Origin of the sequence: Sphingobacterium thalpophilum (assembly GCF_038396785.1) — a bacterium.
GTDB classification, from domain to species: Bacteria; Bacteroidota; Bacteroidia; order Sphingobacteriales; family Sphingobacteriaceae; genus Sphingobacterium; species Sphingobacterium thalpophilum_A.
In genome coordinates this window covers 945918-957912 of record NZ_CP151087.1, presented here as the reverse complement: position 1 = coordinate 957912, position 11995 = coordinate 945918, and the positions used below count along the sequence as shown (strand labels likewise).

Annotated in this window: 12 protein-coding genes; 9 read left to right on the top strand and 3 right to left on the bottom strand. The window is 39.3% G+C overall.

Annotation, left to right across the window (positions count from 1 at the left end):
* Window positions 1-114: 114 nt before the first annotated feature.
* Both AACH28_RS04440 and AACH28_RS04435 read left to right on the top strand, forming a co-directional pair.
* The gene (locus AACH28_RS04440) at window positions 115-2439 is read left to right on the top strand and encodes a TonB-dependent receptor domain-containing protein (protein WP_070560867.1); all 2325 of its coding nucleotides are present in this window, start codon (window positions 115-117) and stop codon (window positions 2437-2439) included.
* Between the two features lie 6 nt (window positions 2440-2445).
* Complete coding sequence (locus tag AACH28_RS04435; protein ID WP_070560865.1) at window positions 2446-3243, top strand: DUF4249 family protein; 798 nt, start codon at window positions 2446-2448, stop codon at window positions 3241-3243.
* On the opposite strand, the gene AACH28_RS04430 is transcribed toward AACH28_RS04435, so the two are convergent.
* On the bottom strand, window positions 3240-3791 hold the full coding sequence (locus tag AACH28_RS04430) for a polysaccharide deacetylase family protein (RefSeq protein ID WP_407073633.1): 552 nt from the start codon (window positions 3789-3791) through the stop codon (window positions 3240-3242). The two genes, AACH28_RS04435 and AACH28_RS04430, sit on opposite strands and share 4 nt — an antisense overlap.
* A 114-nt stretch (window positions 3792-3905) precedes the next feature.
* On the opposite strand from AACH28_RS04430, the gene AACH28_RS04425 reads away from it, so the two are divergent.
* The 5 genes from AACH28_RS04425 to ispE all read left to right on the top strand — a co-directional run bounded on the left by AACH28_RS04425 (window position 3906) and on the right by ispE (window position 9041).
* Window positions 3906-5285: a TolC family protein gene (locus AACH28_RS04425; protein WP_341832338.1), complete on the top strand. Its 1380-nt coding sequence runs from the start codon at window positions 3906-3908 to the stop codon at window positions 5283-5285.
* A gap of 22 nt (window positions 5286-5307) precedes the next feature.
* Entirely contained in the window at window positions 5308-6612 is a 1305-nt protein-coding gene (locus AACH28_RS04420) for an efflux RND transporter periplasmic adaptor subunit (protein ID WP_341832337.1), read from the top strand.
* 106 nt (window positions 6613-6718) lie between these two features.
* Window positions 6719-7681, top strand: a complete 963-nt coding sequence (locus AACH28_RS04415; protein ID WP_341832336.1) for a helix-hairpin-helix domain-containing protein — start codon at window positions 6719-6721, stop codon at window positions 7679-7681.
* Window positions 7668-8195, top strand: coding sequence for an adenine phosphoribosyltransferase (locus AACH28_RS04410; protein ID WP_046676245.1), 528 nt, complete (start codon window positions 7668-7670; stop codon window positions 8193-8195). The genes AACH28_RS04415 and AACH28_RS04410 overlap by 14 nt, the downstream gene beginning before the upstream one ends.
* A gap of 30 nt (window positions 8196-8225) precedes the next feature.
* Complete coding sequence (gene ispE, locus AACH28_RS04405) at window positions 8226-9041, top strand: 4-(cytidine 5'-diphospho)-2-C-methyl-D-erythritol kinase (RefSeq protein WP_341832335.1); 816 nt, start codon at window positions 8226-8228, stop codon at window positions 9039-9041.
* A gap of 74 nt (window positions 9042-9115) precedes the next feature.
* Here the strand turns inward: ispE and AACH28_RS04400 are convergent, their stop codons facing one another.
* Window positions 9116-9961 carry an ATP cone domain-containing protein gene (locus AACH28_RS04400; protein WP_341832334.1) on the bottom strand — a complete coding sequence of 282 codons (846 nt, stop codon included), beginning with the start codon at window positions 9959-9961 and terminating at the stop codon, window positions 9116-9118.
* Between the two features lie 135 nt (window positions 9962-10096).
* On the opposite strand from AACH28_RS04400, the gene AACH28_RS04395 reads away from it, so the two are divergent.
* Window positions 10097-10393, top strand: a complete 297-nt coding sequence (locus AACH28_RS04395; protein WP_046676248.1) for a DUF2892 domain-containing protein — start codon at window positions 10097-10099, stop codon at window positions 10391-10393.
* 76 nt (window positions 10394-10469) lie between these two features.
* Here AACH28_RS04395 and ychF read toward each other — a convergent pair whose 3' ends face one another.
* Window positions 10470-11570 carry a redox-regulated ATPase YchF gene (ychF, locus tag AACH28_RS04390; protein ID WP_070560853.1) on the bottom strand — a complete coding sequence of 367 codons (1101 nt, stop codon included), beginning with the start codon at window positions 11568-11570 and terminating at the stop codon, window positions 10470-10472.
* Window positions 11571-11638: 68 nt separating this feature from the next.
* Between ychF and AACH28_RS04385 the strand changes: the two genes are divergently transcribed.
* A complete protein-coding gene (locus tag AACH28_RS04385; RefSeq protein ID WP_341832333.1) occupies window positions 11639-11974 on the top strand; it encodes a Rieske (2Fe-2S) protein in 336 nt (111 codons plus the stop codon).
* Window positions 11975-11995 lie beyond the last annotated feature (21 nt).

Sequence of the window (11995 nt, the reverse complement as noted above, 5' to 3'; positions counted from 1 at the left end):
ATGCTATTTTTGTTAAACAGAGACCTTAACTAACAAATTATAAACTTATTATTAAGCCTTACAAATTGTAAGGCTTTTTTATTATTTTCAGCAAAATTTTGACTTCACTTGATTATGTTTAAACCTATAAAGGTTGTTTTTTGTCTTTCTTCCATTTTGTTCTGCGCGCAGCAAGCGTATAGTCAACAGTCTAAATCTATTTCGGGGTTTGTTAGGGACAGTATCAGCGGTGAGAATATTATTGGTGCCGTGATACGAAACGATGCGGAGGAAAAATCCACTGCGTCAAATAAATATGGTTTTTTTAGCTTGTCTGTCCGTGATGGCAGCAAAGGGATAGAAGTATCGTCGGTAGGCTATCGAACAAAAGGATTTTCTGTTTATCTGGATAAGGACTCCACTTATATTATTCAGTTGGTACCTGAGGAAAATCAGCTCGCCGAGGTTACCGTGACCGGAAATAGGCGCAAATCAATAAAGGATCTAACGCCTGGGCTTACGCAGTTTAGCCCTAAAGAAATCGAAAAAGTCCCTGTACTATTTGGAGAAAAAGATATTCTCAAGACCATACAGCTATTTCCAGGAGTAACCAGTGGTGGGGAAGGAAGCAGCAATTTTTATGTGCGTGGTGGTGGTGGCGACCAAAACCTGATTTTGCTGGATGAGGCTCCTGTCTATAACAGTTCCCATCTGTTCGGTTTTTTCTCGACCTTTAATTCCGATGCGATCAAAGACGTTAATTTCTACAAGGGTGGGGTTCCGGCTCAATATGGGGGTAAAATTTCGTCGGTTATGGAAATAACCACCTTGGATGGAAACAATCAGCACTTCAACGTAGAAGGTGGCTTGGGACTTATCGCCTCGCGTCTTAAATTGGAAGGACCTATTCAAAAAGGCAAGAGCTCATTTATGATCTCCGGCAGACGTACTTATGCGGATCTTTTCTTAAAACTTTCAAGTGATGAGAATATTAAGAAGAGTGCGCTCTTTTTTTATGACCTCAATGCAAAGTTTAATTATCGCATCAATGATAAGAATACACTTTACTTGTCTGGATATTTCGGTAAGGATGCAATGGCTTATCATGATTTGTTTGATTTCAATTGGGGAAATGCGACTGGAACCATGCGTTGGAACCATGTCTGGAGCAATAGGTTGTTTAGCAATACAACGTTAATTTTTAGTAAATTCAATTATCAGGTTAAGATTGAGGATGATAATAACTTTAAGATCCGCTCAGATATCTTTAATTACAATTTTAAGCAAGATTTTCAGTACAATCTTTCGGACCGTCACAATCTAAAATTTGGATTGCAGGCAGCCCTGCAGGAAATCCGACCGGCAAGTATCGAAGCGGGGGAAGATTCGAAGGTGAATTCATTGCAAATTCAACATCGTAAGGGTGTTGATGTTGCTGCATATCTAACCGATGACTGGTCAGTTACCGACCGTTTAAAATTAAACTTTGGACTGAGAGCATCCGCTTACGCAGCATTGGGACCGGGAACATTTTATACTTTCGATCCTGCTGGCGAGGCCGTGGATTCTACCTATGTAGGAAATGGCAAGTTGGGTAAAAAGTACGTCTATCTGGAGCCTCGCATTTCCTTAAACTACGCGATCAATGATTTGACAACGGTAAAGGCTTCGTTTAATACCAATGTTCAGTATTTGCATCAACTGAGTAATACGACCAGCAGCCTTCCTACCGATCAATATGTACTGAGCAATAATACAATTAAGCCGCAGTTATCCAATCAGTATTCGCTGGGTTACTTTCGGAATTTTGCATCCAACAGATATGAATTCTCTGTTGAAGGTTATTATCGAGATTTAAAGAACCAGATTGACTATAGGAATGGCGCCGATCTACAGGCAAATGAATTGCTGGAAGGGGAATTGCTGTTTGGAAAAGGTAGAGCGTACGGCATTGAATGGTTTCTGAAAAAGAGACTGGGGCGATTTAGCGGCTGGCTGAGTTATACTTTATCCAAAAGTGAGCGCCAATTTGAACAGATCAATGATGGTGCGTGGTTTAGTGCGCGGCAGGATAAAACCCATAATATAGCCATTGTGGCGCAGTATCAGTTAAATCCGAAGTGGAATTTGAGCGCCAATTTTGTCTACTATACAGGTGACGCCGTAACGATGCCCGCGGGGAAATATTTTGTTGACGATCGTACGATCTTCTATTACGATAAAAGAAATGGGCAGCGGATGCCAGCTTATCACCGCCTGGATTTGGCAGCAACTTATGATATTAAGCGAACAAAGAATAGCTACTCGAGCTTGTCGTTTGGTCTCTACAATGCCTATAACCGAAAAAATGCCTATTTGATCGACTTTAGAGAAAAAGAAGGACAATCCAATGTCACCGAGATTTATCGGATAGCATTATTTGGAGCGATACCATCGATTACGTGGAATTTTAAATTTTAGCAAAGTATGAAGAAGATATTAGGAGTTATAGCTGTTGCATTATTTACTTTAGGGAGCTGCGAAGACAAAATAGAATTGGAACTGCCCGAAAATACAGGTCAATTGGTTATCACCGCAGATTTGATGGTTTCGGATCAACAGCATGAGATTAGTATACAGCAGGTTGTAAGTATTAAAGACTCGCTGTTTTCTCCGATAACAGATGCAGAAGTGATCGTTAAGAATATGCAAAATAATCGCACTTATACGTTTCAAGCGGGGGCTGACGGGCTGTATACCAATAAGACATTACGGTTACAGGAGAAGGTCACTTACCAGTTGCAGGTAAAGACCGCTGATGGAAGGGAGATCCAAGGGGTATCAAAGGTTCCCAGCTATGTGGATGTGGATTCTATAGGGCTTTCACAGCGCATTATTTTTACTGATACCATTTATTATCCAACTCTCGTATTTGTTGACCCCCCGGAAAAAGGGAATTATTATAAGTATAAGATGTCGGTGAATGGAGGTAAACTACGTTTTATTGATGTCTTTAACGATAAGTATAACAATGGCTTAGAGGTGCAGCATGATATTGTCGACCGCGATAGAGATTTGAAAGTTGGTGATCGTGTGCGTATCCTACGTCAATGTATCGATGTAGGCGCCTACAATTACTGGAATAGTTTTCAAATGATTAATCCTGGTTCGGCTTCGCCATCTAATCCGATTTCAAATTTAAGCAACAATGCATTGGGGTATTTCAGTGTCAGTGTAGGTAAATATTATGAATCTGAGGTGACGTTTGCTAGAAGTAAACCTTAATCTATTCTCGAAAGCTGATAGTTATTTTTTAATAGAAATTCTATTGTTTTAGGGAGAACATATTCGACACGGGGAATGGCTTTGATATTATCATGAAAAATAATAACAGAGCCATTTTTAATGTTGGGCAAAACGTTTTCGAGGCATTTCTGGGGACTTAAATTCGGATCAAAATCACCCGACATAATATCCCACATGATCACACGGTATTTTTTATAGAGTTGACGGAGTTGGGATTTTGTTGCTCGGGCATAAGGCGGGCGAAAAAGATCGGTTTGGGTCAGTTCCTGGCATTTTGCAACATTTGCCAAATACTGCTCATCATTTGTCTCCCAGCCTTTGAGGTGATTGTAAGTATGGTTGCCCATCTGATGTCCTTCCGCTAAAATTCGTTGAAACAAATGTGGATTTTTTTTAATATTTTCACCAACACAAAAAAATGTTGCCTTCACCTGATATTTTTTTAGGATATCGAGTATAAAAGGTGTAATTTCAGGAATTGGACCATCGTCAAAAGTAAGATAGACTTTTTTTTCATGACGTGGCATGTTCCATATTGATTTGGGATATAGCCATCTAAGGAAAAATGGAGATTTGACAAAATACATAACCGATAAATGAAGTTCAAATCTAAAAAAAAATGTATGGTTCTACATATGGACATGAAAAGATTTTATTATTCTGCAGTAGTATTTACTGGGTTATTTCTTGGAACTAATGTTTTGGTTCAAGCCCAACAGATTGTGGGGGTGGCCGAGGCCATTCGTATGACATTGGAACGGAACGTACAGATAAAGCAAGCGGCCCTGAACAAAGATCTTGCTGAGCAGGACCTGTTTCAGGCAAAAAGTAATTTGTTGCCAAACCTGAGTGCTACTGTGGATCAAAGTTTCCGTTATGGTTTTGGTTTCGATTTAACTTCTGGACGAATCGTTAATAACACTTGGACAAAAGGAACCAGTGGCTCCGTGGGATCTAGTGTCAACTTATTTCAGGGTTTTCAGCAGGTCAATCAGATCAAAGCGAATAAATTGCAACTGGAGTCTACAGCGACTCAGGTAGATAAGATCAAGAATGATCTCGTGCTCAATGTGTTGGTGAATTATTTGGAAGCAATAACCAATCATGAGATGATGGTTGCCAGTGAAGATCAGATTGCTTTATCAAAGCAACAATTTTCTTTGGACTCCATCCAATTTGCAGTTGGTAATAAAACAATTGCCGATCTTGCTAAGTCAAAAAATCAGGTTGCCACAAATGAACTGAACAAAGTTAATCTAAAAAATTCATACGAAATGTCTTTGTTGACCTTGAAGCAGTTGATGGAAATGCCTCCTGAAACCGTTATTTCTTTGGAACGCCCGAGTCTGGAAGCCATATTGGTTCATGCAGTGGATAAGAATGCCGTGGATGTTTACCAAAAAGCGCTCACCTTACAGCCCGATATTCACAAATCTGCATTGGATAAAGAGGTGGCATTGAAACAAATCGATATCGCGAAGGGAGGCTATTATCCTACACTCAATCTGAATGTGAGTTATGGAACGAATTACTCCTCTGCAACGACAAGACAAACCGATCCCTTAGATCCTGCAACTCTTTTTAGAGTGCCCTTTGGCCAGCAAGTATCGGATAATAAGTCATTTTTCACAGGTTTATCTCTTGCTATTCCTATTTTTTCGAGAAATCAGAATAAAGTGAATGTGGCCAAGGCAAAGATTGGGTTGAAACAGGCGGAAGCATCCGAGCAGTTGGCAAAAAATAACTTAAACAAGGCCGTTAATCAGGCTGTATTGGATGTGAATGCGGCCAAACAACGCTATAGCTCGGCTACTGTAGCATTTGAAAGTGCTGAAACAGCATTCAAGGCAACAAAGGAGCGTTATGATATTGGTATGGCGAATTCACTGGAATTGTTTACAGCTCAAACAGAACGAAATAAGGCCGAATTTGACCTTATTCAAGCAAAATATAACGTAATATTCAGATCGAAGATCATCGATTATTACCTTGGAAATCCAATTCAATTCGATAACAATTAATCTATTTGAACTAACAAAAGAAATGGCAAAGAAAAAACGTAGCATTGGAAAAATTATACTGATCATCGTAGTGCTCTTGGTGGTCCTTGGCTTCATAGGTTTTAAAGCTGGCTGGTTTGGAAAGGGAGAGATTACTAAAGTCGCTGTGGATGTCGTAAAGGAGGCCGATGTCGATGAATTAGTTTCTGCGAGTGGGAAGATTCAGCCTGAGGTGGAGGTTAAGTTGAGTTCGGAGGTATCTGGAGAGGTTGTTGAGCTTAACATTAAAGAAGGTGATTTTGTTAAAAAAGGACAGGTGCTCTGTCGCATCAAACCTGATATTTTGCAGTCTGGTTATGATCGTTCGGTTGCGGCAATGAATTCACAGCGGGCCAATCTCGCAGCTGCACAACAGCAATTAAAACAACAAGAAGAAAACTTCAAAAATGTTGCCGCTACCTATAAACGGAATCAGGAGCTTTTCGAAAAACGTGTTATTTCTGCTTCAGAAATGGATAAAAGTTCTGCCGAATATTTTGCTGCACAGGCTTCTATCCAAGCACAAAGGGAAACGGTACGTTCGGCAAAATATGGCATTGACCAATCACAAGCGTCAGTAAAAGAAGCACAGGATAATTTGAATCGGACGACAATCTACGCACCCTCAGATGGTATCATCTCGCTCTTGTCTATCGAAAAAGGAGAGCGTGTTGTTGGAACGGCGCAGATGGCAGGTACAGAAATTATGCGTATAGCCAATATGAGCTCGATGGAGGTTAATGTCGATGTAAATGAAAATGATATTAATAATGTAAGAGTAGGGAATCAAGCTGAGATCGAAGTCGATGCTTTTAAGGATAGGAAGTTTAAAGGTGTTGTGACGGAAATTGCTAGCTCGTCTAAAAATATAGCAACAACAACGACGACGACATCATCGACAGATCAGGTAACAAATTTTAATGTAAAAGTGCGCATCAGTGCAGAATCGTATCAGGACTTGATGAAAGAGAACGTTGCATCGCCATTTAAGCCAGGGCTTTCAGCAACCGTTCAGATATTTACAAAACATGATAAAGGGCTGGTTGTTCCGATTCAATCGGTAACTGTGCGTTCTGATGATAAAGATTCTACCAATACAAATATGAAAGTGGAGGAGTATGTATTTGTCCTAAAAGATAAAACTGTTAAGCAGGTGTTGGTAAAGACCGGTATTCAGGATGATAAAAATATCATCGTTACCTCAGGGCTGAAAAAAGGGGATGAAGTGGTCTCTCGGCCATTTGATGCTATTTCAAAAACTTTAAAGGATGGTAGCCAAGTTGAAAAAGTGGATAAGTCAAAGTTATAAATCTCTTTGTAGATAATAATTAATAAAAAGGGAATTGTTTTTAATAATTCCCTTTTTATTTTCCTTATAATTTATTAAATTTAGATATCCCAATTTTTAGCGGCTTATGAAGAGGCTATTGGCTTATTTTAAATTTAATAAAACAGAACAAAATGGGTTTTTCATTATTTTGGTAATCATTGTGCTGTTTGTGACGATCTATGCTTTGATTAAAAGCAATACGCGCGATCCAATTCCCAATCAGGCCAAATTATTTGAAGAATCCTTTCATGACTCTCTTGAGGTCTCTCGTCCAGTAAACAAACAGGAGGTCGAGGCAACCTATTCGACTAAAGACAAAAGCGCGGGGGCAATATCTGAACATTCGGTTTTGGAAGAGACCAAACTATTCTATTTTGATCCAAACAATTTACCACACGCTGATTGGCATAAGTTGGGGCTTTCTGATAAACAGATTGCGGTCGTGAAAAACTATGAAAAAAAAGGTGGAAGGTTTAGAGTAAAAACCGATCTGAAGAAAATTTACTCGATCAATGGCCGACTTTACAACAGATTAGAGCCCTACATTCAAATCAAAACAATGCCTGATTCAGCGCGAACAAAACAACAAAATAAAGCGCCTTTGCTTTACGATAAGTTTGAAAGAAATAAAGCCGAGCTTATCGATATTAATACCTGTGATACGACAGCATTAATCAGTCTTAAAGGGATAGGTTCGGTTCTATCCAAACGCATTTTGAAATATAAGGAGGTTCTTGGTGGGTTCTACCGCATAGAACAATTAAAGGAGGTTTATGGAGTTACAGCCGAGACCTATGACCAGATTAAAGACTATATTGTTGTAGCCAATTTAGATGGAATCAAAAAAATCAATATTAATAAGCTTGATGCAAATTCATTGGCCAAACATCCGTATCTTAGCCCTAAAGATGCGAAACTAATCGTCAATTATAGGGATCAGCATGGAAGTTATGTCAATATTGAGGACTTGACAAAAATAGGAACACTTTCAGATCTTGCGATTGCGAAGATTGCGCCTTATTTAATATTTGAGAATGATTCAAGATAAATTGAAACTGGAAATCCGGGATATTGTGGATTTTCCTAAACCTGGTATTGTCTTTAAAGATATTACTCCTTTGTTGAAAGATGCGGCATTGTGTAGCGAAATGGTTGATGCGATTATTGATCAATTGCAAGGCATAGAGATAGATGCTATTGCTGGAATTGAGAGTCGGGGTTTTCTATTTGGATTTTTACTTGCCAATAGGCTGGGCTTGCCTTTTATTCCAATCCGAAAACAAGGTAAATTGCCTTTTAAAACCGTATCTGAATCCTATGCACTGGAATACGGCCAGGCAACCATTGAAATCCATGAAGATGCTTTTGAAAAAGGAAGCCGTATATTGGTTCACGACGACCTTTTAGCGACAGGGGGTACCGTCGTTGCCGCCAGTAAACTTATTGAACGACTTGGTGGGGAGATTGTCGCCTACAGTTTTATTATCTCTTTGGATTTCCTTAAAGCGAAAGGACGGTTATCTAGGTTCAGTGATAATATCTTTTCATTGGTAAGTTATTAATTTTGAAATATACGATTTAGATCAATTCACATGATACTTTTTGCAAACGCTAAACTAAATATTGGGCTGCAAGTCATTGCCAAGCGTACGGATGGTTATCATGAACTGAATAGCGTTTTCTATCCACTTCCGATTTACGATATTATCGAATTATTGGAAACGACTGCTGCGGAGACAACACTAAACATTCAAGGGGAACGTATCCCAGGGAATCTCCATGATAACCTTTGTATAAGAGCTTTTGAATTGTTGAAAAAAGATTATGGCATTCCACCCGTTTCCATTGATTTGATCAAACAAATTCCGATTGGAGCAGGATTAGGCGGCGGTTCTGCGGACGCGTCTTTTGTTTTGAAGGGACTCAATACGCTCTTTCAATTGAATCTTACTGAAGAGCAGCTGGCGGGATACGCCGCAAAGCTAGGTGCCGATTGTCCTTTTTTTATCGCAAATAATCCTGTTTTTGCAACAGGTATTGGGACAGATTTTAAAGACTTAAATCTAAATCTGGATGGCTACCATCTTGTGGTAATTATGCCTAATATTCATATTTCTACGGCTGAGGCTTTTGCTGCTGTGCAACCTAAGGCACCCGAAGTTAATTTGGAAGAAGCGATTCGTTTGCCCATCCAAGAGTGGAAGTTTCATATTCGAAATGATTTTGAGGATGGTATTTTCGAAAGTTACCCCTTGTTGAAAGAAATCAAAGAAACTTTATATCAAAAAGGAGCAATTTACGCTTCTATGTCAGGATCCGGAGCAGCCATTTATGGTATATTTTGGAAAAAGACAGATTTAAGCGAACTTGCGAAATATGGCAAGATCTATTATCCGACCAAGCTTTAGAAGTAATATCAACTACTGAAAAAGGTGTTATGTATAGCTGTCCAAACAGGTATACATAACACCTTTTTTTATAATTAATACTCTTCTTCCACCTGATAGTTGATGAGTTCGCGAGCCTCGTTTAAGACCTTTTCTTTCCGTTCTTTTGTTAAGTTTAGGAGATCCAATTTTTCGGGATTACTGACGATATCTTTTACCAAAATAAGTTGATTTTTGAGCAGTTGCTGTTCCTCAAGGTCGGAAAGAGTTGTGAGACAAGTGACCGGATAGAAAACAGCTTTGTCTACTCTCTTTTTGATGCTATTTTCTTTTGGATAATCCCAAGAAAGCAAGTTGATATGATAGTATTTGGCAAAATCAATCGAGTCGGAGGTGAAGTATGCATTGGTAATCAGCCAGCCTTCTTGAAACTGCAGCTGTTTTCCAAAAAACTGATAATTGATATTGCTGATATCTTTGAATCTTGAAAGATAATACATGGGCGTCGTTACGGATATTTTTTCGTCAATATCGTTTCGAAATTTGCATTCGGCGGTGATCAGTTTACCGTCCTTATAGGCTACAACATCCAATTCATGGGAAACGGCATGTCCCTGTACGGTCTGTCCGGTGGTGCTTTCATATCCGATGGATCGCAGAAGGTGGGCAATGTATTTTTCGAAGTAGAAACCTTCGGGGCCAAGTTCACGCAGGGCTTTCTTAAGGCTGTAGCGAGCGGCGTAAGAATTTCGCACAGTTTTTAACGTATCAAAGGCCAGCTGATAGAGTTCTCTTGTTGAAATCCCATCATATATTTCGTTGAGTACCTTATCGTAGACCTGATTGACCTGGTCAGCATTGGCACCGGAACGAGAAAGCGAATGACGTAGCGATTCACCATTAAAGGGTACCAATTCACCAGAATATTTTTTGATTTGCATGTATTTCTAATTTGTTAAATACGAATATAAGAGATGTCGTCGGAGAAACAACATAAAAAACTATTATTCTATTCCTAAACTTTTTTAGGACACCATTTGTTTATAACATGTACGATAAATAAAATGGAGATAATTATGAGTAACCTACTAAACTTTGCATTTGATAAGATAAAAACAAAGATCGAAGACGATTGTATCGAAGAAAATATTGGCACCTCTGAGCGTGTTCTGTCGGTGATTGCCGGCGGATTCATATTGGGCTTGGGTGTTAAAAAACTTTTTAAATCACCACTGACTGGATTATCAGGATTGACCCTTGGCGGAGCGCTGATCTATCGCGGCGTAACTGGTCATTGTGATGTTAAGAAAGTGCTGGAAGATAAGGATATCAAAAAAGTAGAGGTGATTGAACACCGCTATTTTGTTAAATAACACAAAAAAAAGAGACCAGTACATGAAATGTACTGGCCTCTTTTTTGTATTTATCTGTTTGAACAGGTGGGAATGATTATACATTAAAACGGAAGTGCATGATATCGCCATCTTGGACAATGTATGTTTTTCCTTCCACTGATAATTTTCCAGCTTCTTTTACTGCATTTTCGGAGCCAAGTGAGACAAAATCGTCATACTTGATTACTTCAGCGCGGATAAACCCTTTTTCGAAATCTGTGTGGATTACACCTGCAGCCTGAGGGGCTGTAAATCCGTTCTCAATCGTCCAAGCGCGAACTTCCTGTACACCAGCGGTAAAATAAGTCGCCAAATTTAAAAGCGAATATGCAGCGCGGATGAGCTTATGTACGCCAGATTCTTCAAGACCCAAGTCGTCTAAAAACATCTTGCGTTCTTCGTAGCTTTCCAGTTGGGCAATTTCAGATTCGATCTGTGCTGAGATAATCAATACTTCCGCTTTTTCATCCTTCACGGCTTCCTTAACACGCTCTACGTAGGCGTTGCCTGTGTTAACAGAACCTTCATCTACATTACATACATAAAGTACAGGTTTAGCTGTTAACAAGGCTAAATCCTGGATAAACTCAAAATCTTCAGCTTCAATCGCTGCTGTACGGGCGGATTTTCCAGCTTCAAGATGATCTTTGACGATTGATAGGATGTCAAACGTTCTTTTTGCATCTTTATCGCCGCCTGTTTTAGCCATTTTTTCTACCTTCTGGATACGTTTTACTACAGTGTCCAAATCTTTAAGCTGCAATTCGGTGTCAATGATTTCTTTATCTCTGATTGGGTCTACCGAACCATCTACGTGGATCACGTTCCCATCGTCAAAACATCTTAAAACGTGAATAATAGCATTTGTCGTACGAATATTTCCTAAGAATTGATTGCCTAAGCCTTCACCTTTTGAAGCTCCTTTCACAAGACCGGCGATGTCGACAATCTCGATGGTGTTTGGAACAATTCGTTGCGGGTTGACTAATTCAGCTAATTTATTGAGACGGGCATCCGGTACGGTAATTACCCCAACATTTGGTTCAATTGTACAAAATGGAAAGTTAGCCGCTTGCGCTTTCGCGTTCGACAAACAGTTAAATAATGTTGATTTACCGACGTTTGGTAAACCTACGATACCGCATTGTAAAGCCATATATAGTGCAAATTTTTGAAATTGCACAAAGATAGAAAATTCACTGTAATTTTTAGCTATCTTGTCGAATGGTTCATTGGTACAAAATTGAACATGCCGATTTTCTTAAAAATCAGGGCATCAGCGAACATAAATTCGGTGGAAAAATTATTTGTATTACCTGGTACGAAGACCAACTCTATGCTTTCTCGCCTAAATGTCCACATGCTGGGGCACCATTGAAAAATGGCTGGTGTGAACGTGGCAAAGTAATCTGTCCTTTTCATCGCCATGAATTCGATCTGTTGTCGGGAAGAGGTAATCCCGAACAGCATGATTTTATTCGCGTTTACCCCATAAAATTCGAAAACAACGATTATTATGTTGGCTTGGAATTAGGCTTCTGGGAGCGTTTATTTGCTTAAAAAGTAACGAAAGTATCATAT